The sequence below is a fragment of the Caballeronia sp. AZ10_KS36 genome (assembly GCF_023631105.1).
Lineage (GTDB): Bacteria > Pseudomonadota > Gammaproteobacteria > Burkholderiales > Burkholderiaceae > Caballeronia.
Genome location: NZ_JALQDQ010000025.1, coordinates 157,105 through 182,524, shown reverse-complemented (window position 1 = coordinate 182,524; position 25,420 = coordinate 157,105). Strand labels below are relative to the sequence as shown.

The following is a 25,420-nucleotide window of genomic DNA, read 5'->3' as shown; positions in this document are numbered from 1 at the left end:
AGCGTTAACCCTTTTACGGTGCGCACCCTCGTTTTACTGTGTACAATTCTCCGAAAGGGTGAACGTCAAGGGGATGCGATGGGAAACGACGGTGTGGTCGCGGTCGAACGAGCGCTCGGCCTGCTCGACTGCTTCAGGCTCGGCAGGGAAAAACTCTCGCTCGCCGCGCTGGCAAGCGCCTCGGGCATGCACAAGACGACGGTTTATCGGCTGATGAACTCGCTCGAACGCATGGGTTACGTCGTGCGTTCCGACGACGGCATGTACGGACTCGGCGCGCGCGTGCTTTATCTCGGCAAGCTGTATGAGCAGTCGTTTCATCTGTCGTCCGTGGTAGAGCCCATACTCTTCGCGCTCGCGGCGCAAACGAAGGAAAGCGCCTCGTATTACGTGCTCGAGAAGAACCAACGTCTATGCCTGTTCCGGGCGGAGCCGTCGGAGGGTCTGCGCGAGACCCGGCTCGCGGGAACTTCGCTTCCGCTCGACGACACCGCTATCGGCCAGGTGATCCGTTACTGGGGACTGCGCGAACCGATCTTTTCGGAGCCGCCGCAGATTCCGCTTTTCACCTCGGGCGCGCGGGACGTGCATACGGCGGCATTCGCCACGCCGGTCTTCGGGCCGGATGCCGAATTCATGGCCGCGTTGACGTTATCCGGCCCGGCTTCGCGTCTAAACGCGGCGCGTGAAACGGGCGAGCTGATTGCGCCGCAACTTCAGGCTGCGTCCGATCTTTCACGACGGCTCGGGGCAAGCGTGGCGTTTTGCGAGCGCATGTACGGCACCGGCGAACGCCGTCAGGCTTGAGATTACGCAGCGGCCTGCGCGACAGATTTATGACGCAGATTCACGGCGCGGCGCCAAGCAACGCACTGGCAGCGAGCGCTTCGTCGAAGAGCAGCGAGCGGATACGCTCATCGTCCACATCGAAGTGGCCTATTACGCCCGAAAGCGTCAGCACGCCGACGAACGCATCGGACACACCGAAAAGCGGCGCGGCCATCGACGCGAGCAGCGGGTCGCCGACGCCCGACGAAGAAGCGATACCCGCCACGCCCGCGGTCGCAAATGCCTGCACGGTTTTGCGTTCGAAGCGCTTGAAAGCGAGACTGGACGCCGACTTGTCCATCGGACGCCGCGTGCCGGCGCGGATCGCCACGCGAACATCACGCTCGGGTTCCGCCCGCAGCAGACAAAGGCGCGCGTCGCCGTCCCGCACATAGACTGACGCACTGGCGCTGGTTTTCTCGCTGAGCCGCTCGACGACCGGGCGCAATGTCGACACCAGTTCAACGCTGCTTTCGAATGCGCGGCCCAGCTGAGCGGCCTTGTAGCCCAACCGGTACATGCCGTTTTGCTCCTTGTGCACGAAGCCGCGCGCTTCGAGCGAAAGCATGTACCGCAGGATCACGCTCTTGAAGAGCCCCGTTCGCTCCTCCAGCTCCGACAGCGACCGGCCGCCAGGCTGACCCATAAACGCTTCGAGCAAGGAAAGCGTTCTGTCGACAGCGGCGACCGAGCGGTCTATTTGTTCGTCGTCCTTATTGTTCGGCTTCATTGCCCATCCCTTTGGCTTGCAGCCACGCCTTCCGGCAACCTGATCAGGACGTCCGGCGTCAATTCGTCGATGCTGACGACGCCGAGCAAGCCGAGATTGCGTTGCACCTCTGCATGCAGGATGCCGATAGCATGCGCGACGCCCGCCTTGCCGGCCACCGAGGCGGCATAGTTGAACGGCCGGCCGACGAAGACGAAATCCGCGCCGAGCGCGAGCGCCTTCAGAACATCGGTACCCCGCCGGATGCCTCCGTCGATCATCACCGCGATGTCGCGACCGACTGCATCCGCGATTCGAGGCAGCACGCGAAGCGGCGCGGCGGTGCCGTCCAGTTGTCGTCCGCCGTGGTTCGAGACGATGATTCCATCGGCGCCATGATCGCGCGCGGCGATCGCGTCGTCGGTTGCCATGATGCCCTTGATCACGAGCTTTCCCTTCCATTGCGCCCGGATCTGGCGGACATGACTCCAGTTCAGGTGGTCCTTCGCGCCGAAATCGCGCACGACGCGGCCCGAGAAAATGGGCGCGCCTCTCGTCGCATACGAGTTTTCGAAGTGCGGCATGCCGTGGTTGACGAGCGTCCTGAGCGCGGTGCCGAAGAGCCATCGAGGGCGCGTGACGCCGTCCCACGCGAGCCGCATGCTCGGCTTCAGCGGCGTCGAAAAGCCCGTGCGGACATTGTTCTCGCGGTTAGCCAGCACGGCCGTGTCCACTGTCAGAACGAGCGTGTCGTAGCCGGCGCGTTCGACACGTTCGATCAGCGCGCGAATCTTCTCGGGTTCGCCCGGAAGATAGGCCTGAAACCACGTGCCGGACGCTTCTTTGGCCACCGTCTCGAGGGCAATGAGCGACGAGCCGCTCATGATCATCGGGATGCCGGCTTCGCGAGCGGCTTGTGCCTGCACGAGGTCGCCACGGTAAGCGGACAACGCGGAAATGCCCATCGGCGCGATGCCGAACGGAGCGCGATAGGTCTTGCCGAGCAGTGTCGTCGCTTGCGTGCGCCGGGATACGTCTCGAAGCACGCGCGTCACGAAGCGATATTCCGAATACGCCCGTTCGTTGTCGTCCAGCGATGCGTTGCGCTCGGCTGCGCCCGAGATGTACCCGAATATGGGGCGCGGAAGATGCCGCCGCGCGGCGATCTCGAAGTCATCGAGCGACAAGTATCGCCGCAACGCCTTGGGAACCGGCTGTGCCGGAGCTTGCTTGATTGGTTCCGCTTTCATTGCCCGCCTCTCGGATGCGCGTGCCATTAGCGGCAGGACATCCATGCTGATTCGTGGACCGCTCCGCGTATTGACGACCGCGCCGTGGTTTCCAAGAATCATAACGCCGTTATGAAAACTGCACAACGGCTCGCAGCGCACGATCTGCTCAGGGGAGGCTTGTGCGGGGGCCACATGCCGCGCCATATGGTTGCTGAAGACCTCGCGAAAGGAACGCTTGTCGAACTCCAGTGGCACGCATGGCACATGCGTCCTCTCTCCTTCATGATGTCGCAGCGGCGCCGGTACTCTCTTTCCGAATGCGAGGCACGACTCGTGGAGCGTCTGGTCGATCGCCAGAGCTGAACGAAGGTTGCTATCCGAAGCTCGGTACTACGTACAACTAAGAAAGCCAGAAAGCCCGCCAAGCCTGAGCAACGAACAGTACGGCCTAGCGTTGGTCGGCGGCGGACATCCGCAAAGTAGATAGCGTGTTGCGCCTACAGCCGCGACCAGATTACCGCTTGGTCACCGCATCCTTTAAGCAGACGACGCTCCCACTGAACCGGTAATCGGGCTCATCGCCCTCCTCTAGCGAGTCGGTCCGGTTCGCGCATCGACATCGTGATAGTCCCATTCGTGTTCATGGCCCGCGCGCCAGACACGCTTGTCTGGCCACGAACCTACGGCAACATGCGACATCTCCACTTGCCAGAAACACGACATTTGGACTTGGGACGTACAGACGGTCGTTCAATGAAAACGGTATTGCCAACTACGTCGAGCGCCGAAGCGCTCACGTTCCGCCCTCAGGTCCACGGCACATGCGTACGATCCAGATCCCGATCCAACTGATACGCCGCACTGATCAGCGCTAGATGCGTCAGCGCCTGCGGAAAGTTGCCGAGGGCCGCGCCGTTGGTCGCGACTTCTTCCGAGAACAGCCCGAGATGGTTCGCGTAGGCGAGCATCTTCTCGAACACGAGCCGCCCTTCATCCACGCGCCCCGAGCGTGCAAGCGCCTCCGCATACCAGAACGAACACGCGCTGAAGCCGCCTTCCATGCCAGGAAGACCGTCGAGCGTCGTGCCGCGCGTATAGCGAAAAATCAGTGGATCCACGCGCAAATCGCGGCCGATCGCATCCAGCGTGCCGGTCCAGCGCGGATCCTTCGGGCCGATGAAGCGCACGAGCGGCATCATCAACGCGGACGCATCGAGCGTCGATGAGCCCGGCGTCTGCACGAACGACTGAAGGTCTTCGTTGAAGAAATTCTCGTGTATGTCGCGATGAATGTCGTCGCGCGTCTGAAACCATGTCGGAAGCGGCGCGGGAAGCGAGCGCTTTTGCGCAAGACGCAGCGCGCGATCCACCGTCACCCAGCACATCAGCCGCGAATGCAGCAGCGGCCGCTTGCCGTTGCGGAATTCCCATATGCCGTGATCGGCCTCGCGCCAATGCTGCACGACATAGTCGACCGTGCGGGTCACATGCTGCCACCCTTGATACGAGATCGCCGCGCCGTATTTGTTGTAGAGATAGACCGAGTCGAGCAGCGCGCCATAGACATCGAGCTGGGTCTGTCCACGGGCGCCGTTGCCGACGACCAGCTTGCCCGGCGCGGACTCGCCAAGCGTCGAGAGTTGCGTTTCTTCGGGCGCGGGCTCGCCGTCCACTGCATACATCACGGCAAGCGATCCGTCCGAACTGCAATCGCGATTGCGCTCGGCAATCCAGCGCATGAAGCGCTCGGCCTCGCCTGTATAGCCGAGACGCAGAAGCGCATAGACGGAGAATGCGGCGTCGCGAATCCATGTATAGCGATAGTCCCACCGGCGCGACCCGTCTTGCGCTTCCGGCAAACCGAACGTCGGCGCCGCGACGATCGCGCCGTGATCGTCCGAGCTCAGCAGCTTGAGCGTCAGCGCGGAACGCAGCACGACTTCGCGATATCGTCCGCGATAGGTCGAGCGAGACGACCATTCCTTCCAGAACGCGATGGTCTCGTGCAACATGCCGTCGAACTTCTCTTTGGTGTCGAGCTTCGGCATGTCATCGACCGCGCCCAGCGCGAAGCAGGCCGAATCGCCCTCTTTCATGTCGAGCGTCGCGCGTACGCCATCTTGCTCGATGGACAGCGGCACGCTCGCGCGCAATTCCAGCGGCGTGCCGTTGTCGGCTCTCGCGAACCGCACGCCCTTCTCTACCGCATGCGCCGTGTGCCGAACACGCGCATAGTCGAAGCGCGGATCGCACCGGACATCCAGTGTCATGCGGCCGTACACGATGCGCACGATGCGCATCACGCAATTAGGCACCGCATCGACGCGAGCTTCGGAAGACGGCACGGGCATCAAGTCGAGCAACTCGCAGACGCCCTCGCCCGTCATGAAGCGCGTGAGCAGCACGTTCGTCTCGGGCAGATACATCTGCTTGACGTTGGCATCGGAGTCGCGTGGGGAGATCGCGAAAGCGCCGCCGTGCTCGTCGTCGAGGAGCGACGCAAACAGCGTGGGCGAATCGACGCGGGGAAAACACATGAAGTCGATCGTGCCGCGCACCGACACCAGCGCCGCCGTCTTCATGTTGCCGATTACGCCGCGCGCATCGATGGGCAGAACGGCGGGCGGAATCTGCTGCGATGGATGGCCCAAGGGAGTGTGCTCCGGCTTGAAGTTTGAAGCCGATGAGCAAGGGACATTCCCGCGCGGCGTCGCATCGAGGACAAACGGTAGACGCGACGATGTTAGAGCCTAGCGGGCCGCCGTCGTATCGTTCGGGCCGGAGACGGGCTGCATCGGCGCTGCCGTGAAGGCCGCTTCGCTCGCGTGCATGTCTTGCGTTGCAACGGCGTCGTGCGTCGCCGGCATGTCGATGCCAGCGTGATGCGACGACCTGCCGTAGCTCGCGATATAAAGCGTCACCGCGACGGCCACGCCCACGAGCACCGCGACCACCGCCACGCCCGATGACTTGCGCTTCATCTCATCCCCATTTCGTGTTCGTGGGTGAAGATAGCATCGATGCGCGACGCGCACCGTGTGGCGACGCGCATTCGCTCGCGAGGGAATTTTGTTTGTCGCGTCAGATGGATAGCAAGCGGGTCCCGAGCTTGTCCACAGAGTTGAACACAGAAACTGTGGATAAGCTCTGCGCGAGATCCCGACTTGCTGCCGTGACTTACATCGCCCGACACGCCTCCGCGCACTTCCGGCACGCGTCGCTACACGCCTGACAATGGCTCGCAGTATGACGGCTGCACTCGTCGGCGCATGCATCGCAGATTCGCGCGCACAGGTCGCAAAAATCGCGCATGAACTGCGTGTCGCGCGCAAGCGATTCCGACGTGAAGCGGCACAGCGCCGCGCAGTCGAGATCGAGACGGATGCACTTCTCCATGTCCGGCAGATGGCCTTCGGCAATGCATGCAGAGGCGCAGTTGTCGCAAGCGGCGGCGCATCGGTCCAGCGCGGCGATACAGTCGATATAGTCGCTCATTAGGCAAATCCTCGTCAGGTAGTCGGACTAGTCGCGCGTCGATTGCGGCGGCACGGGGTTGTTGTCCTGCGCGGTCGGCAGCGCGTTCTCGCTCGCGGGATGCTTCTGCTTTTCGCGGGCATCGAGTTTCTCTTGCCGCGTATCGCCAGAAGCCGGCGCGCCCACCGGTTCGTCCATGTCGTCGGCGGTTGCGCGTGGGCCGTCGTTATCGCCTGAAACCTGAGTCATGCTGCCCTCCTATGGCGTAGTCATCGTTGATGGATGACGCAGCAAGCCACGGTCCCGTGCGGGCGCGTAATGCGCTACCTTTCTATCGACTCGTATCCGCCTTCCGGAACCTTATCCATCGACATAAACAGCATCCGCAGCTCCGTACTCAGGCCGTGAAAATGGCACATGAACGTATCCGGCTTCGCGTAGTACCACGGCGTGTTGAGTTGGTTGAAGCTCACGAGGTCCGCGGAGTCCGGCTCGGGGCAAAGGCCGTGCGAAATCATCTGCTCCATGAAATAGAACTGGTCGCCCTGACTGGAAAACGTGTACTTGATGTCCTCCGTTTCCAGCACCCGCGCAAGCACGCTTTGCAGCACCTTCGCATTCGCTTCCGTGTTGCGAAAGCCCATCACGCCCGAATTGAAGCGCCAGCCGCAGATATCGGCGGTCAGCACGCGATCGCGGCCCTCGGTGAATCGTTCGAGCTTGACCGATGGGTTCATGACGAGAATGTCGGCATCGATCCAGAAGACCCACTCGTGATGCGGCAGATACTTGGCGAGCAAGAACGGCTTCGACCAGTTGCCGCATGCTTCGCGCTGGAAGTCGGCTGGCACCGCGCGATGTTGATACAGCGTATAACCGTGGCGCTCGCAGAACGCGCGCAGACTCGCTTCGCCGAAGCGCGCATAGCCCGCGATGTTCGGCGTGTACAACATGACGACCGCGATCGCCCTGCCCGGCTGATAGACGGTCAGCGGCTCGTCCGTATCGCATTGAGGCGGCGGCGAGGCGTCGAAGAACGCGCTGTGTCCTGCCGCATGACACGCGTTCAGATGACGCGCGAACACAGCCCGCCAGCGCGGACCATACTTGCTATAAAGACGCGGCGTGAACACGAGCGACACCGCTACCACCGGCGCGCCGCGCAAGTCCGGGTGTTGGCCCGACCACATGGATGCAATCGGTATCACGCCGTTGAGCATGTCCCAGTCGGCAACAGTGGGAAACGCCTCCAGCAGTTCCTCTTCGGTGACGAACTTGCCGTACTCGTAGAAGGCCCGGCATCGTGCGGCCATGCCACGCGCGATGCGCCGGTTCTCCTCGGTATTTCGGAAAACGAACATTTCCGTATTGATGCCGAAGAAGCCTTTGGTCACGAGGCTGTCTCGCCCTTCCATGATCCGGCCGAAATCTTCGAAGCGCACGAAAAGCGCATTCTCCGTCGCAAAGATGACGACTTCGCCCTCGGCCGTGCGCGCGAGCCGGTCGCTGATCATCTGGTATTTGAAGAGCACGCCGAGTTCGAGCGAATCGACGCTGCTCGACATCGACTCATCGTAATGAGCCGCTTGCGTTCGGCGACAGAACTCGGCGTGGTTGTCGCGTGACGATGTCGCGCGGCGGTCGGAGAAGCAGCTAACCAGTGTGACCATGTTGTACCGGCAAGTGAATAGCGTGGACGCACGAAGCGCGGCGCGAGAGGCCGCGCGCAAGGGGCCATAGCATATCCGTTGCAGTCAACGAACTTGCAAATTATTGCGTCAACCGAAGTATCGCTGCGCGCAGCGAAGAGCGACCCGCGCTCAATTGTAGGACGTGCGCAGAAGCATGGAAGCACTAACGACCGACAGCGCGCTCGCGTGTGCGCACCACTCGAACGATGCCTACCGCGACGCCAATCACAGCCGCTGCCGCCGCGCCGACGAGCGACACCTGTGCGCCGTGCTGTCCATAGATCCCGAACGCAACCGCGGCCAGCGCCGCGCCCAGCGAAAGGCCGATCATGCGCGCCATCGTCATCAGGCCGCCCGCCGCGCCGCTGCGTTCCTGCGGCGCGGACGTCAGCATGATGCGATTGTTCGGCGTCTGAAAGAAGCCGAACCCGATGCCGCACACCGCGACGCGCCACGCGATGTCCACATTCGAAGGCGATGCCGGCAGTCCGATCAAAAGGCATAACCCGATTGCCATGATGCCGAGTCCCATGCCGCCGATCAGCCCCGGCGCGTGCCGGTCCGACAGGCGACCGGCGAGCGGCGCGACGAACACGATCACGAGCGGCCACGGCGTGACGAGCAGCCCGGTTGTCGTCGCGCTGCGGGCGAACTGGTGTTGCAGCATGAACGGCAGCGCCAGATAGGCAAGCGTCTGCGCCACGTAGGAGCAGATGGACGTCAGCGAGGACAGCGAGAGAATGGGAATGCGCAGCAGATCCAGGGGCACGAGTGGCGCGGGCCGTCCGCGTTGATGGCGGATGAGCGCGAAACCGGCGATGCACGCGCACGCGATCTCGACGAGAGGCAGCGCCCGCAGTTGCACATGGCCCTCGCTTGCGCCCTCGCCTGCGCCGAGCCCGCCCACGCCAAGAATGAACAGCGCGATGGCGAGCGCGCTGAGCGTCGCGCCCGCGAAGTCGAAGCGGCGCGCGGCGTTCGGCGTGCCGGGCGGCAGCATCGTGTTGGCGAGAGCAAGGCCGATGATGCCGAGCGGCACGTTCACCGCGAAGAGCCAGCGCCATCCGGCGACCGAGAGAATCCCCGCCGCGACTGTCGGCCCGAGCGCCGCCGAGAGCGCCACGGTCAAGCCGAGCAGCGCGATGCCGCGCCCGACGAGCTTCGGCGGATAGACCTGCCGGAGCAGCGCGGGCACGATGGTCGACATGCACGCGCCGCCCACGCCCTGAATCGCGCGAGCGGCGACCAAGAGCGGCAGCGTCGGGGCGAGCGCGCAGCCTATCGACGCCAGCGTAAAGACGACGAAGCCCCAAAGGAACACGCGCCGGAAGCCAAGCATTTCGCCGAGCGCGGCGAGCGGCAGCACCGAGACGGCGACCGCGAACTGATACGCGGTGACGACCCAGACGGTATCCGCTGCGCTGCGCGAAAGGTTGTGCGCGATGGTCGGCAACGCGACGTTCGCGATGGACGAATCGAGGTTGCCGAGGAACGTTCCGAGCAGCACGGAGACGACTGCCCAGTAATTGACGCGGGTGGCGGGTATTGCGCTGTTCATCTGTTCTTTTGGAATGCCCGCGGGAAGCGGACCCGCGCGGCGCCCGCATGGTAACGGACACTGCCGCTCGCGTGCAAAAGCGTGCTGTCCGCCAATGCGCTGGGCTTCTGCCTGATGCGTGGCGCGGGCGCGCCGGCGATGGCCTCGTCCGCGTTTCATGCGAACGATCGTTCTTCGAAACGGCGGTTCATTGCGCGCGCCGTGACTTTCCGGCGATCCGCTCACCGCGCCCGGCGCAACGACGCTTCGCGAGCGGCGCAGTCGGCCAAGCCGTCGACCGCGTGGCTACGGACGGCGCTCGGGCGCGTTAACGGTCGTGCGACGCGTGGCCGGGTCATCGTGAGTCGTCACGTGAAGGCCGCGCGGCAGATGGCGTCCGTCCAGTTCATCCCTGCCATATTGAATGGCGAACTGCTCGGCTGCTCTCGCCGTCGCGAACGACCGGAACGGGCCGATCGCGCGCCGCACGCCGCCCGGCCGCTCGATCAGCACCGTCGAGATGAACTCGCCGGCCGCCCTCGCGACGACCGCCGACAACTCACACCCCCGGTACTCCACTGGAATGGCGTCCATCTGATCCTCGCTTTGAAAAGGCTGAGTGCGGAACCGACGCGTCATTTGTAACGCGAAAATAATAAACGCGACGTGCGTCGACCAACACTAGCTCCGCGCCTGATAGGCATGATTCTCGTTTAGCCGTTATGCTTCGTCGATGCTTTCGGTTGAAAGCGTCCGAACTTTCGCTTCCGACTTCTTTCGATGCCCTCTTTCACTCTACGACGGCGGTACAGAAACGGCGCTTTGGCGCTCTGCGCGTTCGCGCTCGGTGCCGCAACCCACGTGGCCAACGCGCAAGAGTTCTCGATTCTCGCCGGCCCGCTCCAGAGCCGCAGCCATAACACGTATTCCTGGGAAGCAAGCTATCGCGAGGGGCTCGGCCCGTACGCGGCCTGGAGCTTCTCGTGGATCAACGAAGGTCATATTCCGAACCATCACCGCGATGGTCAGGCAGCGCAGCTGTGGGCGCGGATGCCGCTCTGGAACAACCGCCTCGAGTTGTCGGCGGGCGCGGGGCCGTACCGTTACTTCGACACGAGCGAGGCGGAAGCCGGCGGCGACTATTCGAATACCCACGGCTGGGGCGGCCTCTTCACGTTGCGCGCCGCGTATTACTTCGATAACCGCTGGATCGCGGAGATGAAGCTCAATCGCGTGCAGGCGTTCGGCGGCCCGGACACGACGGCCCTGCTCTTCGGCATCGGCTATCAGCTCGACGCGCCGAGCGGCCACGGCCCGCGCGACTTTCCGCCGTCGCGCACCACGAACGTCACCGGCAACGAGGTCACGGTGCTGGTCGGCACGACCATTCTCAACAGCCTCGATTCGGAATCGAACGTGGCGGAAAGCATCGAATACCGGCGCGGCTTGTGGAAGTACGTCGATTTCACCGCGACGTATCTGCACGAAGGCGGCCACGTGCAATCGCGGCGCGACGGCGTCGCCGCACAACTGTGGGCCACGCGCGCGTTCTTCGACGACCGGCTGACGCTCGCCGTCGGCGCGGGGCCGTATCTGTCGATCACGCAGAACGACGATCTGCCGCAGAACCGCACTGGCGACGGCCGCTTCGCGGGTCTCGTCTCGTTGTCGGCGAGTTACCGCTTCACGAATCGCTGGCTCGCGCGCGCGACGTGGAACCGCATGGTGACGCGCTACGACCGCGATGCGGACATCATCGAAGCGGGCATCGGCATGCGTTTCTGACCGCGCCGTTACGCCCGTCCGGTTTCACCTCTGGCGCGGTACTTGCGTTTGGACGAGCCGTCATTTGCTCTCAACGGCTCCTCCATGATCGACGTCCCGCGCAAAACGCTGCTCATTTCTCCCCATCTCGACGACGCCGTGTTCGGCTGCGGCGCGTCGCTCGCCGGCGCCTCGGACGTGCTCGTCTGCACGGTGTTCACGGGTTGCCCCGCTGCCGATGCCAGCACGGACTGGGACGCCCAGTGCGGCTTTTCGGACGCGAAGCAGGCGATGCTCGCGCGCATCGAAGAAGATAACCGCGCGCTCGGGCTGCTCGGCGCGACACCGCTGCATCTAGGCTTCCTCGACTCGCAATACGTACCCTTCGCGCCCGAGGCCGACAAGCCCACGCGCGCCGCGTTGACGCAGGCATTTCTCGACGCGATTGAAAAGCACCGCCCCGAAGCGCTGTTGATCCCGCTCGGCCTCTTTCATTCGGACCACGCGCTCGTGCATGAAGCCGCGTGCGATGCATGGTTGCGCCATCCCGAGTTGCCATGCATCGCGTACGAAGAGGCGCTGTATCGACGCCAGCGCGCGCTCTTGCAGCAGCGGCTCGCGGACTTGATGGAACGCGGCATCGACGCCACGCCGCTCAACGCGCGCCTTCCCGAGCATGCTGAAGCCGCGCGCCGCGAAGCGGTGAAGCGCGAAGCCGTGGCCGCGTACACGAGCCAATTGAAGGCGTTCGGCCCGAACGGATACGACGACGTATTCCTGCCCGAGCGTTTCTGGACCCTCGAGCCCGCGGAGAAGCGCGCATGAGCGCCGTCCCGCAACCTTCGCAGCAACCGTTGGCGCGCCCGCGTCACGACGCCGCCGCGCGCCTCACCGTGGTCGTGCTGACCTATAACCGCGCCGACCAGGTGCTCGACACGCTCGCAAGACTCGCGGCGCTGCCCGATCGCATCGACATCGTCGTAGTCGATAACGCCTCATCGGACGATACCGCTGCCCGAATCGCGCAAGCCTTCCCGTTCGTCGAACTGGTCGTCGCGCCGTCGAACATGGGCGCGGCGGGGCGCAATCTCGGCGTGGCGAAGGTCCGCACCGAATACGTCGCCTTCTGCGACGACGACACCTGGTGGAGCCCCGGCTCGCTCACGCGCGCAACCGAGATCCTCGACGCCGCGCCGCGCGTCGCAGTGCTGAGCGCGCGCGTGGTCGTCGGCGAAAACGGCGATGCCGACGAAACCTGCGAGCGCATGCGCGTGAGCCCGCTCGGCGCGAACGGTCTGCCGGGGCCGGCGCTCATCGGCTATATGGCCGGCGCGAGCGTGTTTCGCACGAGCGTCTATCGACAGATGGGCGGCTATGAGCCGCGGCTCTTCATAGGCGGCGAAGAGTCGCTGCTCGCGCTCGACATGCTCGATCACGGCCACGCCCTCGTCTATGCAGACGAACTCGTGCTGCATCACCATCCTTCTCCGATACGCGACAGCGCCTTGCGCAGACGCCTGCTCGCGCGCAATGCGGCCTGGGTCGCGTGGCTGCGATTGCCGCTCTCCGAAGCCTTGCACGCAAGCATGCAGGCGCTCGCCGTCATGCGGCGCGAAGGCGCGTTCTGGCGAGATGCGATTCAGATGTTGCGTGGATTGCCCTGGGCGCTCTCGCATCGGCGCGTGGTGGGCGCTCACGTGCAGGTCATGCGATCGATCGTTCGCGAAGACGATCGCCGTCACGCCCGCGAGGAGGCGAGCAAACACGCCACGATACCGGCAGACGCTACACACACCATGTAAAACCGCGCCGCTGTCGTTCACCCCACGTCTAACGAAATTTTGTTCGTCTCTCAACGAACCAACGAATCTGCGCAATTTTCGGCTGGTGGCACAACGAATGCTCACAAGCCATCAAGCTTCGAAAGACGCGGCAATCTTTGTGCGCGCTCAACGGCTCGAAGCCCATTTCGAACAACGCGAATCGAGGGGGCCTACACGTGAAGATCGCACTTATCAGTGAGCATGCGTCGCCTCTCGCCGTAGCGGGCGGTGTCGATAGCGGCGGGCAGAACATCTACGTCGCGCATGTCGCGCGGCAGCTCGCACGCAACGGCCATCAAGTGGATGTCTTCACGCGCCGCGACCGTTCTCTTTTGCCGCTGGTGTCGCGTTTCGAAGGCATACGCGGGATTCGCGTCATCAACGTGCCAGCCGGTCCGCCGGTGCAACTGGCGAAGGAGCAGCTTCTTCCGCACATGGACGAGTTCGCTCGCTTCATGATCGGCTTCTTCAAGAAGCAGGCGACGCCCTATCACGTCGTGCATGCGAACTTCTTCATGTCGGGACTCGTCGGCATGCGCATCAAGGAAGCGCTGGGCGTGCCGCTCGTCACGACGTTTCATGCGCTCGGCCGCGTGCGGCGCATTCATCAAGGCGCGGGCGACGGCTTTCCCGATGAACGCTTCGAGATCGAAGACGCGCTCGTGCGCGAATCGGATTCGGTGATCGCGGAATGCCCGCAAGACGAAGCGGACCTCGTGTCGCTGTATCACGCGGAGCGCGAACGCATCGATCTCGTGCCGTGCGGCTTCGACAGCACCGAGTTCCATCCGATGAAGAAGGCCGAAGCGCGCGAGCGTCTCGGCTGGCCGCAGGACCGCTTCATCGTGCTGCAACTCGGACGCATGGTGCCGCGCAAGGGCATCGACAACGTGGTGCGCGGCATCGGCCTCTGCAATCGCGAGTTGAACGAAGACGCGCATCTGTATGTGATCGGCGGCAACTCCGACGAAGCGAATGAGATCGCGACGCCGGAAATCGGCCGTCTGCGCGGCATTGCGCAGGAATGCGGCGTGGCCGATAAGGTGAACTTTCTCGGCCGTCATGGAAGGCAACGCCTCAAGACCTTCTATAACGCAGCCGATGTGTTCGTGACGACGCCGTGGTACGAGCCTTTCGGCATCACGCCGCTCGAAGCCATGGCATGCGGCAGGCCGGTCATCGGCGCGGACGTGGGCGGCATTCGCTATTCGGTGGCGCACGAGGAAACGGGGCTGCTCGTACCGCCGAAGGACCCGCGCGCACTCGCCGATGCCCTCGCCACTTTGAAGCGCGACCCCGCGCGCGCCGAACGCATGGGTGCAGCGGGCCTCGAACGCGCGCGCGCCATGTTCACATGGTCCGGCGTCGCGCAGTCGCTCGAACGCGTCTATGCGCGCGTGGCGGGCGTGGATATCGCGCAGGACCTCGACAGCCGGCGCGCCGCATACGGCAGCGCCACCGCATGAAGCCCGCCGTTTTCCTCGATAAGGACGGCACGCTGCTCGACGACGTGCCCTATAACGTCGATCCTGCGAAGATGCGTCTTGCGCCAGGCGCACGCGATGCGCTCGCCATCTTCGCGCGCATGAATGTGCCGATCGTCGTCATCAGCAATCAGAGCGGTGTCGCGCTCGGCAAGTTCGACGAGTCCGCGCTTCGTCACGTCGAACGCAAGCTGCACGAGCTTGCTGCCGAAGCGGGCGCGCGCCTCGCGGGCATCTACTGGTGTCCGCATCATCCGCAAGGCACGGTCGCGCCTTATTCACGCGCATGCGATTGCCGCAAGCCCGCGCCGGGCATGATTCAGCGGGCCGCGCGCGAACTCGACCTCGACCTGGCGCGAAGCTGGTTCGTCGGCGACATTCTCGACGATATCGAAGCAGGCCATCGCGCGGGCTGCCGCGCAGTGCTGATCGACAACGGCAACGAGACGCTGTGGCAACGCGGCCCCTTGCGTGAACCGGATGCCACTGCCAAGGATATGAGCGAAGCCGCGCGCATCATCGAGCGTGCGTGGCATGCGACGGAGCTCGCGACATGAAGCGCGATCCGTCACGGGCGAACGATATCGCCATCACTCTTCAGCCCGCGAACGCGCACGCACGCGCGCCGGCCGTCGCGCCTCAGCGCGTGTGGGGCGCGGACGTGCGGCGCATTCTCTGCATTCGCCTCGACAATCTCGGCGACGTGCTGATGACGACGCCCGCGCTGCATGCGCTTAAACACGCGTATCCGGGACGGCATCTTACGTTGCTCGCATCGCGTTCGGGCGCGCAGGCAGCGCGTTTCATCGACGATATCGACGACGTGATCGAATACGACGCGCCGTGGGTCAAGCATGACAAGGCGATCGATGCGAGCGGAGACATCGCGATGTGCGAGCGGCTGGCATCGCTCGGCTTCGATGCCGCCGTCATCTTCACGGTCTATAGCCAGAATCCGCTTCCCGCAGCGATGTTTTGTCATCTGGCGAAGATACCCCGGCGCCTCGCGCATTGCCGCGAAAATCCATACGGCCTACTAACGGATTGGGTCGCGGAACGGGAGCCACAGCAAGGCACGCGGCACGAAGTCGAGCGGCAGCTTGCGCTCGTCGGGAGCGTCGGCGCAACGAACGCGGATACGCGCATGCGCTTCGCGTTGCGCGCCGAAGACGAGGCATCGCTTGCGCGCAAGCTCGACGAACGCGGTATCGATCTCGACGCGCCCTTCTTTGTCATGCATCCCGGCGCGACCGCCGCATCGCGGCGCTACCCGCCCGAGCGATTTGCCCAGGCCGCACGCGTGCTCGCGGATCGAACCGGCTGGCCCGTGCTCGTGACCGGCTCGGCGAGCGAAGCCCCATTGTGCGAGACCGTCAGCGCGGGCGACACGCGCGTCGTCAGTCTCGCGGGCGCGCTCGAACTGGGCGAGCTCGCGGCGCTGATCGCCCATGCGCGCGTGCTGATCTCCAACAACAGCGGTCCCGTGCATATCGCGTCGGCGCTTAACGCGCCGGTCGTCGATCTGTATGCGCTCACCAATCCGCAGCATATGCCGTGGCAAACGCCGCATCGCGTGCTGTACCGCGACGTGCCTTGCCGCTGGTGCTATCGCAGCGTGTGTCCCGAAGGGCATCACACGTGTCTGCTCGGCGTGAGCGTCGATGAAGTCGTCGATGCCGCGCTGTCCTTACTCGATGCCCGCACCGAACAACATCCTGCTCATCTGACACTACCCTGAGAGACGCGCCTTATGTACACACTCGGAATCAATGCGGTCTATCACGACAGCGCGGCGGCGCTGGTTCGCGACGGCGTCGTGATCGCGGCGGCGGAAGACGAGCGTTTCACGCATGTGAAGCATGCGAAGCGCCCCGTGCCTTTCTCGACGTGGCAGCTTCCTTTCGATGCCATCGACTATTGCCTGAAGGAAGCCGGCATCGAACTCGCGGATATCGACCATGTAGCGTATTCGTACGATCCGCATCTGTTCTCGGGCATGCCCAAGCAGGCGAAGGCGACTATCGCCCTGCCCTTCATGCCGTCGGAGCATGTAAGCGGCAACCCGTCGGAATCGCCGTGGGACCCGCTTTTCCTGAGCTATATCGTCAATGCGCGCGGCCAGTTGCTCGACGGCGCGCCGCATCATCTGAAGAAGCGTTTCGCAAGCGGCGGACGCGCGCCGCGCTTCGAGTGGCACAACGTCGATCACCATCTGTCGCATGAGGCCAGCGCGTTTCTCGCGGCGCCGTATGAAAACACTGCGGTGCTCACGATGGACGGCCGCGGCGAAGGCGTGACGACGAGTCTCGGTCAGTTCGTCGATGGCGAGTACAAGCGCCTCAAGCAAGTGGAACTGCCGCATTCGCTGGGCTTGCTCTACGAAGCCGTGACGGACTATCTGGGCTTCCTTCACTCGTCGGACGAGTACAAGGTCATGGCGCTCGCCTCCTTCGGCAAGCCCGCATACGTCGATCAGTTCCGCGAGATCGTGAAGTATCGCAACGACGGCAGCTATACCGTGGATGCGCCGCGTCTTGTCGAGCGCTTCGGCCCGCGACGCGAGCGCGGCGGTCCGCTCACGCAGCATCACTACGACATCGCGCATTCGCTGCAAGTGGTGCTCGAAGAAACGGCGCTGGATCTCGCGCGCTGGCTGCATGAACGCACCGGCCTCAAGCATCTGGCGATGGCGGGCGGCGTCGCGCTCAATTGCGTGATGAACGCGCGTCTGCGTGATCGCGGTCCGTTCGAAGACATCTGGGTTCAACCCGCAGCGGGCGATGCGGGCACCGCGCTCGGCGCGGCGCTCTGGACCGACTATCAGGAGCGCGTGAAGCAAGGCGATAGCAGCCGCCGCTGGCACATGAATCACGCGTATCTCGGGCCGCGTTATGAAGACGACGAGATCGAGCAGTTCCTCAAGTGGTCGAAGACGCCGTATCGCCGGCTGAACGACATTGCGAGCGAAACCGCCGAGATTCTGGCGTCCAATCGCGTGATCGGCTGGTACCAGGGACGCACGGAGTTCGGTCCGCGCGCGCTGGGTGCCCGCTCCATTCTCGCGTCGCCGATCGATCCTTCCATGCAGGCGCGCCTGAACGAGATCAAGGACCGCGAGGACTTTCGGCCGGTTGCGCCTGTCGTGATGGAAGAACACGCGGCGGACTGGTTCGTCGATGCACGCGTCGCACCGTTCATGCTCTTCGTATTCGATGTGCGCGAGGACATGAAGACGCGCATTCCGGCGGTGACGCATATCGACGGCACCGCTCGCGTGCAGACCGTGAACCGCTCGCAGCATCCGCTCTATTACGACTTGCTCGCCGCATTCAAGGCGCGTACGGGCGTGCCGGTGCTCGTGAATACGTCGTTCAATACGCGCGGCGAGCCGATGGTCAATTCCCCGCGCGATGCGCTCGAATCGTTCTGGACCTCGCCGCTCGATGCGCTCGTGATCGGGCCGTTCCTGATCGAAAAGCCGGGAGTGCGTGCATGAGCACGATTGCAGGCTCGTTTCCCTACGACGGCGCGAAGGACGCGTCCACGCAGCGCAATGCGGGCGCAGCGGCGGGCGCGGCCTTCGACGTGTCGGTCGTCGTGCCGACGTATCGGCGGCCCGACATGCTGGAACGCTGTCTGCGCGCGATCATCGCGCAGGACTACGAGAAGACGCGCTTCGAGATCATCGTGTGCGATGACGGTCCCGATGAAGCCACGCGCTCGCGCGTGACCGCGCTCGCACGCGAGTTCGACGAAGCGCCCCGCATCCGCTATGTACCCGTCACCGCGACGCAAGGCCCGGCGGGCGCTCGCAACGCGGGATGGCGCGCGTCGGGCGCGCCGCTGATCGCGTTCACCGACGACGACACGATCCCCGATCCCCACTGGCTCGCAGCAGGCGTCGCCGCGTTGCGAGCGGGCGCGGACGCCGTATCGGGACGTATCGTGGTGCCGCTCGGCCCGCGTCCGACCGACTACGAACAAGACGCAGCCGGTCTTTCGCGCGCGGAATTCGCGACCGCCAATACGTTCGTGACGCGCTCGGCGCTCGCACGCGTGGACGGCTTCGATGCGCGCTTCACGTCGGCGTGGCGCGAAGACTCGGACCTTCAATTCGAACTGATGCGCATCGGCGCGCGCATCGTGCGATCACACGACGCCATGGTTCTGCATCCGGTGCGGCCGGCACGCTGGGGCGTGAGCCTGTCGCAGCAGAAGAAGAGCCAGTTCGACGCGCTGCTCTACAAGAAGCATCGGTCGCTCTTCAAGACACGCATTCGCAGCCTGCCGCCGCTGCTCTATTACGCGATCATCGTCGCGGTAGTCGTGGCCGTCTTCGCGCTCGCAAACGGCAACAACAAGCTCGCGGGCGTGTGCCTCGCGGCCTGGCTCGGCATGACCGCATGGTTCTGCTTCAAACGCCTGAAGTCGACCGCGCTGACGCCGTCGCATGTGCTGGAAATGGCGTGGACATCGCTATGGATACCGTTTCTTTCGGTGTACTGGCGAATCTACGGCGCCGTGAAGTTCCGCGTGGTGTTCATATGAAACCGGAGAACGTCGAGCGCATTGCGATCTTCCGCGCGCTTCAGCTCGGCGACATGCTGTGCTGCGTGCCCGCGATGCGCGCCCTGCGCCGCGCTTATCCGAATGCGCACATCGCACTGATCGGCTTGCCCTGGGCGCATAGTTTCGTTGAACGTTATGCGCATCTGGTCGATGAACTGATCCTGTTTCCGGGCGCCGTCGGCTTTCCGGAGCAGGAAGAAACGGACGCGCACCTCCCCGCCTTCTACGATGCCATGCGCGCGCGCCGCTTCGATCTCGCGATCCAGTTGCACGGCAGCGGCGGCGTGGCGAACGATATCGTCGAAGCGATGCACGCGCGCATCAACGCGGGCTTTCTCAAGCCGGACGAAGCGCCGCGCGCAGGCGTCTTTATTCCGTGGCCGGACGCGTTGCAGGAAGTCGCGCGCTATAACGCGCTGATGCAGGCGCTCGGTATCGATGCGCACGACACGCAGCTCGAAATTCCGCTCACGCAACAGGACACGCGCGAGTGCGATGAACTGATCGAACGATATGGGCTCGACACTGCAGGGCTCGTTCTCGTGCATGCCGGCGCTCAGTTGCCTTCCCGACGCTGGCCTGCGGAACGCTTCGCGCAAGTGGCAGCCGCGCTTGCGAGCGATGGCTGGCAAGTCGCGTTGACCGGCAGCGCAGGCGAAGCGGCCATCACCGCGAGCATCGCCAACACGCCCGGCGTGAACGCGATCGACCTGACCGGCAAGACATCGCTCGGCGGGCTGGCTGCACTCGTCGCGCGTGCGCGACTCATCGTGTGCAACGACACGGGGCTTTCCCACGTGGCGGCCGCGATGCGAACGAAAAGCGTCGTCATTGCCTCGGGCAGCGACACGCAACGCTGGGCGCCGCTTGATCATGAAAGGCATCGCGTGCTCGCGGACTATCCGCCGTGTCGTCCGTGTTCGTTTCGCGAGTGTCCGTATGGGCATCCTTGCGCGCTCAACGTGAGCGTCGCGCAAGTGCTCGATGTCGCACGACTTCAATTGCCCGTAGAAAAACTGGAAACCGATGCCCACTGCTAATCAACGACGTCTGCGCGTGCTCACATGGCACGTGCACGGCAACTACCTCTACTACCTGACCCAGGCGAAGCACGATTTCTATCTCGTCACGAAGCCCGGTCATCCGCCCGGCTACGCGGGCAAAGTCGGCGTGCTGCCGTGGGGCGATAACGTCCATGAGGTACCCGCCGACGAAGTGGCGTCGCGCGAGTTCGACGTCGTGCTGTTTCAGCATCGCACGCACTGGGACGACGATCGCATCAACCTGCTTTCGGATGCGCAGCGGCGCTTGCCTCGCGTGTATATCGAACACGATCCGCCGCAGGAGAATCCATTCGAACAACGCCATTGGGTGCAGGATCGCAACACCCTGCTCGTGCACGTGACGCACTTCAATCGCCTGATGTGGGACAGCGGCGACACACCGACGCGCGTGATCGAACATGGCGTGGTCGTGCCGGAAGGCGTGCGCTATACGGGCGAGAAGGAACGCGGCATCGTCGTCATCAATCATTTGCGGCAGCGCGGGCGCAGGCTCGGCAGCGATGTGTTCGCGGATGCCGCGCAACGTGTGCCGCTCGATCTCGTCGGCATGGACGCGGAATCGGCGGGCGGCTTGGGCGAAGTCGGCAATCTGGAACTGGCCGCGTTTTCCGCGCAATACCGCTTCTTCTTCAACCCGATTCGCTGGACCAGCCTCGGACTCGCAATCGTCGAAGCCATGACGATCGGCATGCCGATCATCGGTCTCGCGACGACGGAACTCGCCACCGTCATTCGCAATGGCGAAAGCGGCTTCATTCATACCGACACGAACGCACTCGTCGATGTCATGCAACAACTGTTGCGCGATCCCGCTGAAGCGCGGCGACTCGGCGAAGGCGCGCGCCGTCTTGCGCTGGAACGCTTTCACATCGACCGCTTCGCCGCCGAATGGGAAGCGACCTTGCGCCATGTGTGCAGTTGACCGACCGCGACCCAATCACCACAAAAAGGAACCGACATGAAGGAAGCATATCGCAAGCGCATTCTGGTGACGGGCGGCGCGGGCTTTCTCGGCTCGCATCTGTGCGAACGCCTGCTCGCGCAAGGGCACGACGTGCTGTGCGTCGATAACTTCTACACGGGCACGAAGGACAACATCGCGCATCTGCTCGACAGTCCCAACTTCGAACTGATGCGTCATGACGTGACCTTCCCGCTGTATGTGGAAGTCGATGAAATCTATAACCTCGCGTGTCCTGCGTCGCCGGTTCATTATCAGCATGATCCGGTGCAGACCACGAAGACGAGCGTGCATGGCGCGATCAATATGCTCGGGCTCGCCAAGCGCGTGAAGGCCAAGATTTTTCAGGCATCGACGAGCGAAGTGTATGGCGATGCGCGCGTTCATCCGCAACAGGAAGCGTACTGGGGCAACGTGAATCCGATCGGCCCGCGCTCATGCTATGACGAAGGCAAGCGTTGCGCCGAAACGCTTTTCATGGACTATCGACGCCAGCATGGTCTCAACATCAAGATCGCGCGGATCTTCAATACGTACGGGCCGCGCATGCATCCGAGCGATGGCCGCGTGGTGTCGAACTTCATGATGCAGGCGCTCGCGGGCGAGCCGATCACCGTCTACGGCGAGGGCACGCAAACGCGTTCGTTCTGCTATGTGGACGACATGGTGGACGCCTTCATCCGCTTGATGAACACGCCCGACGACGTGACCGGTCCGGTCAATCTCGGCAATCCGCATGAACTGTCTATGCTGGAGATCGCGCAGCGCATCGTCGCGTTGACGGGCTCGAAGTCGGAGATCGTGTTCCGCCCGCTGCCGATGGACGATCCGTGGCATCGTCAGCCGGATATTACGCAGGCGCGCCAGCTTCTCGGCTGGGAACCGGTGACCGTGCTCGACGAAGGCTTGCGCCGCACCGCCGCGTACTTCCGGCAGATCATCGAGGCGCAGCAGACTCGTTCGGCACTGGCTACGCTTTGACGTTGAATCCCGGCAGTCCGCGCGCTTCGTCTTCACGAGAAGCGGCGACTGCCTGCGCGAGCGCCTTCGCGAAGCCCGAAATCGACGCGAAATCGCCCTCAATGCGCTCGCGGAAATAGTCGGCCCATGCGTACTTGGCATTGGTGTCGGGCGGGTCGGCATACACGCCCGCCATGCGCACGAAAGCCGCAAGGCTCAGATAAGGATCGTCGGGTATCGCAGCGATGGACGGCGGCAAATCCTCCACCGAATATTCACGCGCGTGCTCGTCGAAGGGATGGACCCAGCCCCGCTCACGCATCGCGGCGATGAAACCATCGTGATCGCGGTCGCTGAAGTCGCACGCGATCACGACCGGCACGACGTCGATGCCCAGTTCGTACCAGGCGCGCGCCCAGTGATGATGATCGATCACATGCAGCGTGCCGCCGGGCCCGCGCACCACGCGCAACGCGTGTTCGCGCAGGAATGCCGCGCGTTCGTGTTCGGGCGTGCTGCTCGTCAGATGCATTTTCTCGCGCACGTGCTCCATGCCGACCGCGCCTTGCGTCGGCTTTAGTTCAGCGATGCGCGCCGATGATTCGGTGTCCATATCGTCTCCTCAGGCTTCGGTGCGCGCGGCGACCTGCCTGATCGCCGCGATCAGCCGCTCGGCGGGAACGGGCTTCGTCAAGTGCAACTGAAAGCCCGCCATCTGCGCCCGCAGCCGGTCTTCCGTCTGCGTGTGCCCTGTCAACGCAATGGCCGGCATGCGTTCCCCGAGCGACACACGCCGGCTGGCTTCCAGTTCGCGCACGCGGCGCAGTACCTGATAACCGTCCTCTTCGCCGAGCACGATGTCGCACAAGAACGCATCGGGCCATTCCTGCGTGGGCGCTTGCGCGAGCCATTCGAGCGCTTCCTTGCCCGACGCCGCCAGTCTCACGCCCGCCCCCGAAGTCTCCAGCACCGCGCCGAGCGCCTCGCGCGCGGCTTCCTGATCGTCCAGCACCATCACGCAGAGGCCCTCCAGATTGCCGGCAACGTTTGCGTTCGGCTCCGCGAGGCCCGCGAGACTGTCGGTATCGACCACGGGACGCAACGGCATCATCGCGACATAGGCGAGGTGGCCGTCGACATAGCCGACCGTGAACGTGCCGCCCGTTTCCGCCAGCGCCTGTTCGAGCCGGCGAGCCTGCTCCTGCGAAAGCGGCGCGGGCTGCGCGCGACGGCCCAGCACGCACACGCGCACCTGATTCGCTTCGCGCTCAACGCGCAACTCGACGCGCTCACCACGCTCCGCCGCGCGTATCTCGGTGCGGCACAAGTCCGCTATCACCAACTGCAACACGCCGGGGTCGCCGGTCACGCGCAAGTCGGCATCGGGCATCATCGTGTAAAGCTGCACGCCATGTTCGACGATCTCCTCGTGCAGCCCATCGACCACGCCCGCGATCAGCGCGCCGAGGCCGACCGGTTGCGCCGACACCTTGCGCTGCACTTGCGCGAGCTCGCCTTGTTGCGATTGCAGCGCCCACATGCGCGAATACACGCCACCGCGCTCGATCAGTTCCGCATGCTGACCTTGCTCGACAATGCGGCCGTGCTCCATCACGAGGATCCAGTCGGCATTCACCACAGTCGAAAGCCGGTGCGCGATCACGATGGACGTGCGCCCTTGCGCGAGCCGGTCGAGCTCGCTTTGAATGGCGCGCTCGGAACGCGTATCGAGCGCCGAGGTGGCTTCATCGAACACGATGATGCGCGGGTCCTTCAAGATGGCGCGCGCGATCGCGATGCGTTGCCGCTCGCCGCCCGAGAGCCGCACGCCGCGTTCGCCGACGCGCGTGTCGTAATGATCGGGCAATCGCTCGATAAAGCTGTCCAGTTGCGCGGCACGCGCCGCGCGCACGACATCGGCGCGCGTGGCGGATGGCCGGCCATAGGCGATGTTATAGGCGATCGTATCGTTGAAGAGCACCGTGTCCTGCGGCACGATGCCGATAGCTTCGCGCAGGCTCTTTTGTGTGACCTGCCGGATGTCCTGACCGTCGATGGTAATGACACCCGCCGTCGGTGAATAAAGCCTGAAAAGCAGCTTCATGAGTGTGGACTTGCCCGAGCCGCTGCCGCCGACCACCGCGAGTTTCTTGCCGGGATGCGCGCGAAAGTCGATATCCCGCAGTATCTGTCGCGCCGGATCGTAGCCGAAGTCCACGTGCTCGAACTCGATCTCGCCGGCCGTCACGACGAGCGGCTTGGCATCGGCCTCGTCCACGTCTTCACCGCGACGGCCCCGCGCAAGCAGAATCTCGAACATGCGTTCGACGTTGACGATGGCATCGTTCGTTTCGCGAAACACGAAGCCGAGCGTGTTGAGCGGCGCGCACACTTGCACGATATACGCGTTCACGAGCACGAGGTCACCTACGCTCATCGTGCCCGCTACAACGCTCTGCGCCGCGAGCAGCATCACGGCCGCGATGCCGATGGCGATCACGGTGCTTTGCCCCACATGCAGGATCGTCAACGCGCGCTGGTTCGCGGTGCGCGCGTCGACCCACTTGTCGAGCACGCTGGAAAGACGCTGACGTTCGACGTCTTCGCTCGCGAAGAGCTTGACCGTCTCGTAGTTCAGCAGGCTGTCGACGAGGCGGCTATCCGATTGCGCTTCGAGCCGGTTCACCGCGCGTTGAAAGCGCATGCGGTAGCGCGTGAAGATCAGCGTATAGACCGCGTAGCAGACGAACGTCGCGCCGATCGCAACCATGAAGGTCTTCGCATACTGGCTCACCATGATGGCGACGACGGTGCCGATCTCGATCAACGTCGGCACGATGGTGAAAATAGCGACGCCGAGCAGAAAGCCGATACCGTCCGCGCCTTTTTGCACGTCGCGCACCACGCCGCCCGTTTCACGCTGCGCATGGAAACGCGCGCCCATGTTGTGCAAATGAGAGAACGTGCGCGCTGAAAACGATGCGACCGTGCGTTGCGTGACGACGCTGAACAGCACGTCGCGCGCTTCGTTGAGCACGTCGCCGAGATAGCGCATCAGCACGTACGTGAGGATCACGAAGACCGGGAATACGGCGTTCGCGGTGGGCTTGCTGAACTCGTCGATGACGTGTTTCAGCATGAGTGGAACGGATACCACCGCAAGGCGCGACGCAATCATCAACGCGACGGCACCGAGCGTCTGCAAGCGAAACGTCCAGATCGCCTGCCAAAGGTCCTTCACGATGCGGTTACGAACTTGCGAGCGGCTGATTTCCGTGGACGCAGTCATCATGTGCATGCTTCCATTGTCGTTGTCGATGCAAG

Annotated in this window: 23 protein-coding genes and 1 pseudogene; 13 read left to right on the top strand and 11 right to left on the bottom strand. The window is 63.8% G+C overall.

Annotated features, from left to right (window positions below):
• Window positions 1-78: 78 nt before the first annotated feature.
• Entirely contained in the window at window positions 79-807 is a 729-nt protein-coding gene (locus NCR35_RS16245; RefSeq protein ID WP_250535155.1) for an IclR family transcriptional regulator, read from the top strand.
• A 40-nt stretch (window positions 808-847) separates the two neighbouring features.
• Here the strand turns inward: NCR35_RS16245 and NCR35_RS16240 are convergent, their stop codons facing one another.
• Both NCR35_RS16240 and NCR35_RS16235 read right to left on the bottom strand, forming a co-directional pair.
• Entirely contained in the window at window positions 848-1,558 is a 711-nt protein-coding gene (locus NCR35_RS16240; protein ID WP_250535154.1) for an IclR family transcriptional regulator, read from the bottom strand.
• The gene (locus tag NCR35_RS16235) at window positions 1,555-2,787 is read right to left on the bottom strand and encodes an alpha-hydroxy acid oxidase (RefSeq protein ID WP_250535153.1); all 1,233 of its coding nucleotides are present in this window, start codon (window positions 2,785-2,787) and stop codon (window positions 1,555-1,557) included. Before NCR35_RS16235 ends, NCR35_RS16240 begins: the two co-directional genes overlap by 4 nt.
• 132 nt (window positions 2,788-2,919) lie before the next feature.
• On the opposite strand from NCR35_RS16235, the pseudogene NCR35_RS16230 reads away from it, so the two are divergent.
• Window positions 2,920-3,132 (top strand): annotated as a pseudogene (locus NCR35_RS16230) (LysR family transcriptional regulator); the annotation flags it as partial.
• A gap of 443 nt (window positions 3,133-3,575) precedes the next feature.
• Here the strand turns inward: NCR35_RS16230 and NCR35_RS16225 are convergent.
• The 7 genes from NCR35_RS16225 to NCR35_RS16195 form a co-directional block, all read right to left on the bottom strand.
• A complete protein-coding gene (locus tag NCR35_RS16225) occupies window positions 3,576-5,420 on the bottom strand; it encodes a glycoside hydrolase family 15 protein (RefSeq protein ID WP_250535152.1) in 1,845 nt (614 codons plus the stop codon).
• Between the two features lie 99 nt (window positions 5,421-5,519).
• Window positions 5,520-5,750 (bottom strand): hypothetical protein, encoded by a 231-nt coding sequence (locus tag NCR35_RS16220; RefSeq protein ID WP_250535151.1) that lies wholly within the window; start codon window positions 5,748-5,750, stop codon window positions 5,520-5,522.
• Between the two features lie 196 nt (window positions 5,751-5,946).
• The gene (locus tag NCR35_RS16215; RefSeq protein WP_250535150.1) at window positions 5,947-6,264 is read right to left on the bottom strand and encodes a four-helix bundle copper-binding protein; all 318 of its coding nucleotides are present in this window, start codon (window positions 6,262-6,264) and stop codon (window positions 5,947-5,949) included.
• A 27-nt stretch (window positions 6,265-6,291) separates the two neighbouring features.
• The gene (locus NCR35_RS16210; RefSeq protein ID WP_244849257.1) at window positions 6,292-6,492 is read right to left on the bottom strand and encodes a hypothetical protein; all 201 of its coding nucleotides are present in this window, start codon (window positions 6,490-6,492) and stop codon (window positions 6,292-6,294) included.
• Window positions 6,493-6,566: 74 nt separating this feature from the next.
• Complete coding sequence (locus tag NCR35_RS16205; RefSeq protein WP_250535149.1) at window positions 6,567-7,808, bottom strand: glycosyltransferase family protein; 1,242 nt, start codon at window positions 7,806-7,808, stop codon at window positions 6,567-6,569.
• A 289-nt stretch (window positions 7,809-8,097) separates the two neighbouring features.
• Window positions 8,098-9,492 carry an MFS transporter gene (locus NCR35_RS16200; protein WP_250535148.1) on the bottom strand — a complete coding sequence of 465 codons (1,395 nt, stop codon included), beginning with the start codon at window positions 9,490-9,492 and terminating at the stop codon, window positions 8,098-8,100.
• A gap of 285 nt (window positions 9,493-9,777) precedes the next feature.
• Window positions 9,778-10,065, bottom strand: a complete 288-nt coding sequence (locus NCR35_RS16195; RefSeq protein ID WP_250535147.1) for a hypothetical protein — start codon at window positions 10,063-10,065, stop codon at window positions 9,778-9,780.
• Window positions 10,066-10,251: 186 nt separating this feature from the next.
• On the opposite strand from NCR35_RS16195, the gene NCR35_RS16190 reads away from it, so the two are divergent.
• The 11 genes from NCR35_RS16190 to NCR35_RS16140 all read left to right on the top strand — a co-directional run bounded on the left by NCR35_RS16190 (window position 10,252) and on the right by NCR35_RS16140 (window position 22,117).
• Window positions 10,252-11,256, top strand: coding sequence for a hypothetical protein (locus tag NCR35_RS16190; RefSeq protein ID WP_284503074.1), 1,005 nt, complete (start codon window positions 10,252-10,254; stop codon window positions 11,254-11,256).
• Between the two features lie 84 nt (window positions 11,257-11,340).
• Window positions 11,341-12,060, top strand: coding sequence for a PIG-L deacetylase family protein (locus NCR35_RS16185; protein WP_250535145.1), 720 nt, complete (start codon window positions 11,341-11,343; stop codon window positions 12,058-12,060).
• On the top strand, window positions 12,057-13,037 hold the full coding sequence (locus tag NCR35_RS16180; RefSeq protein WP_250535144.1) for a glycosyltransferase family 2 protein: 981 nt from the start codon (window positions 12,057-12,059) through the stop codon (window positions 13,035-13,037). Before NCR35_RS16185 ends, NCR35_RS16180 begins: the two co-directional genes overlap by 4 nt.
• A 197-nt stretch (window positions 13,038-13,234) precedes the next feature.
• Window positions 13,235-14,524, top strand: a complete 1,290-nt coding sequence (locus NCR35_RS16175; protein WP_250535143.1) for a glycosyltransferase family 4 protein — start codon at window positions 13,235-13,237, stop codon at window positions 14,522-14,524.
• A complete protein-coding gene (locus tag NCR35_RS16170) occupies window positions 14,521-15,099 on the top strand; it encodes a D-glycero-alpha-D-manno-heptose-1,7-bisphosphate 7-phosphatase (RefSeq protein ID WP_250535142.1) in 579 nt (192 codons plus the stop codon). Before NCR35_RS16175 ends, NCR35_RS16170 begins: the two co-directional genes overlap by 4 nt.
• Window positions 15,096-16,280, top strand: coding sequence for a lipopolysaccharide heptosyltransferase II (gene waaF, locus NCR35_RS16165; protein WP_250535141.1), 1,185 nt, complete (start codon window positions 15,096-15,098; stop codon window positions 16,278-16,280). Before NCR35_RS16170 ends, waaF begins: the two co-directional genes overlap by 4 nt.
• 12 nt (window positions 16,281-16,292) lie before the next feature.
• Window positions 16,293-18,038 (top strand): carbamoyltransferase family protein, encoded by a 1,746-nt coding sequence (locus NCR35_RS16160; protein ID WP_244849267.1) that lies wholly within the window; start codon window positions 16,293-16,295, stop codon window positions 18,036-18,038.
• Entirely contained in the window at window positions 18,035-19,090 is a 1,056-nt protein-coding gene (locus NCR35_RS16155; RefSeq protein WP_250535140.1) for a glycosyltransferase family 2 protein, read from the top strand. The genes NCR35_RS16160 and NCR35_RS16155 overlap by 4 nt, the downstream gene beginning before the upstream one ends.
• A complete protein-coding gene (locus NCR35_RS16150) occupies window positions 19,087-20,151 on the top strand; it encodes a glycosyltransferase family 9 protein (protein ID WP_250535139.1) in 1,065 nt (354 codons plus the stop codon). The genes NCR35_RS16155 and NCR35_RS16150 overlap by 4 nt, the downstream gene beginning before the upstream one ends.
• Window positions 20,138-21,097: a glycosyltransferase family 4 protein gene (locus tag NCR35_RS16145; RefSeq protein WP_250535138.1), complete on the top strand. Its 960-nt coding sequence runs from the start codon at window positions 20,138-20,140 to the stop codon at window positions 21,095-21,097. The genes NCR35_RS16150 and NCR35_RS16145 overlap by 14 nt, the downstream gene beginning before the upstream one ends.
• Window positions 21,098-21,133: 36 nt before the next feature.
• Window positions 21,134-22,117 (top strand): UDP-glucuronic acid decarboxylase family protein, encoded by a 984-nt coding sequence (locus tag NCR35_RS16140; protein ID WP_175941718.1) that lies wholly within the window; start codon window positions 21,134-21,136, stop codon window positions 22,115-22,117.
• Here NCR35_RS16140 and NCR35_RS16135 read toward each other — a convergent pair.
• The gene (locus tag NCR35_RS16135; protein ID WP_250535137.1) at window positions 22,107-22,709 is read right to left on the bottom strand and encodes a ParB/Srx family N-terminal domain-containing protein; all 603 of its coding nucleotides are present in this window, start codon (window positions 22,707-22,709) and stop codon (window positions 22,107-22,109) included. The genes NCR35_RS16140 and NCR35_RS16135 overlap by 11 nt on opposite strands.
• 9 nt (window positions 22,710-22,718) lie before the next feature.
• Complete coding sequence (locus tag NCR35_RS16130) at window positions 22,719-25,385, bottom strand: ATP-binding cassette domain-containing protein (RefSeq protein WP_250535452.1); 2,667 nt, start codon at window positions 25,383-25,385, stop codon at window positions 22,719-22,721.
• Between the last annotated feature and the right edge of the window lie 35 nt (window positions 25,386-25,420).

Coding starts and splice junctions, on each gene's coding strand:
- NCR35_RS16135 (WP_250535137.1), bottom strand. CDS start 22,709: ATGGACACCGAATCATCGGCGCGCATCGCTGAACTAAAGCCGACGCAA.
- NCR35_RS16235 (WP_250535153.1), bottom strand. CDS start 2,787: ATGAAAGCGGAACCAATCAAGCAAGCTCCGGCACAGCCGGTTCCCAAG.
- NCR35_RS16220 (WP_250535151.1), bottom strand. CDS start 5,750: ATGAAGCGCAAGTCATCGGGCGTGGCGGTGGTCGCGGTGCTCGTGGGC.
- NCR35_RS16205 (WP_250535149.1), bottom strand. CDS start 7,808: ATGTCGAGCAGCGTCGATTCGCTCGAACTCGGCGTGCTCTTCAAATAC.
- NCR35_RS16240 (WP_250535154.1), bottom strand. CDS start 1,558: ATGAAGCCGAACAATAAGGACGACGAACAAATAGACCGCTCGGTCGCC.
- NCR35_RS16195 (WP_250535147.1), bottom strand. CDS start 10,065: ATGGACGCCATTCCAGTGGAGTACCGGGGGTGTGAGTTGTCGGCGGTC.
- waaF (WP_250535141.1), top strand. CDS start 15,096: ATGAAGCGCGATCCGTCACGGGCGAACGATATCGCCATCACTCTTCAG.
- NCR35_RS16145 (WP_250535138.1), top strand. CDS start 20,138: ATGCCCACTGCTAATCAACGACGTCTGCGCGTGCTCACATGGCACGTG.
- NCR35_RS16215 (WP_250535150.1), bottom strand. CDS start 6,264: ATGAGCGACTATATCGACTGTATCGCCGCGCTGGACCGATGCGCCGCC.
- NCR35_RS16155 (WP_250535140.1), top strand. CDS start 18,035: ATGAGCACGATTGCAGGCTCGTTTCCCTACGACGGCGCGAAGGACGCG.
- NCR35_RS16245 (WP_250535155.1), top strand. CDS start 79: ATGGGAAACGACGGTGTGGTCGCGGTCGAACGAGCGCTCGGCCTGCTC.
- NCR35_RS16200 (WP_250535148.1), bottom strand. CDS start 9,492: ATGAACAGCGCAATACCCGCCACCCGCGTCAATTACTGGGCAGTCGTC.
- NCR35_RS16180 (WP_250535144.1), top strand. CDS start 12,057: ATGAGCGCCGTCCCGCAACCTTCGCAGCAACCGTTGGCGCGCCCGCGT.
- NCR35_RS16190 (WP_284503074.1), top strand. CDS start 10,252: ATGCCCTCTTTCACTCTACGACGGCGGTACAGAAACGGCGCTTTGGCG.
- NCR35_RS16160 (WP_244849267.1), top strand. CDS start 16,293: ATGTACACACTCGGAATCAATGCGGTCTATCACGACAGCGCGGCGGCG.
- NCR35_RS16210 (WP_244849257.1), bottom strand. CDS start 6,492: ATGACTCAGGTTTCAGGCGATAACGACGGCCCACGCGCAACCGCCGAC.
- NCR35_RS16150 (WP_250535139.1), top strand. CDS start 19,087: ATGAAACCGGAGAACGTCGAGCGCATTGCGATCTTCCGCGCGCTTCAG.
- NCR35_RS16170 (WP_250535142.1), top strand. CDS start 14,521: ATGAAGCCCGCCGTTTTCCTCGATAAGGACGGCACGCTGCTCGACGAC.
- NCR35_RS16185 (WP_250535145.1), top strand. CDS start 11,341: ATGATCGACGTCCCGCGCAAAACGCTGCTCATTTCTCCCCATCTCGAC.
- NCR35_RS16140 (WP_175941718.1), top strand. CDS start 21,134: ATGAAGGAAGCATATCGCAAGCGCATTCTGGTGACGGGCGGCGCGGGC.
- NCR35_RS16130 (WP_250535452.1), bottom strand. CDS start 25,385: ATGACTGCGTCCACGGAAATCAGCCGCTCGCAAGTTCGTAACCGCATC.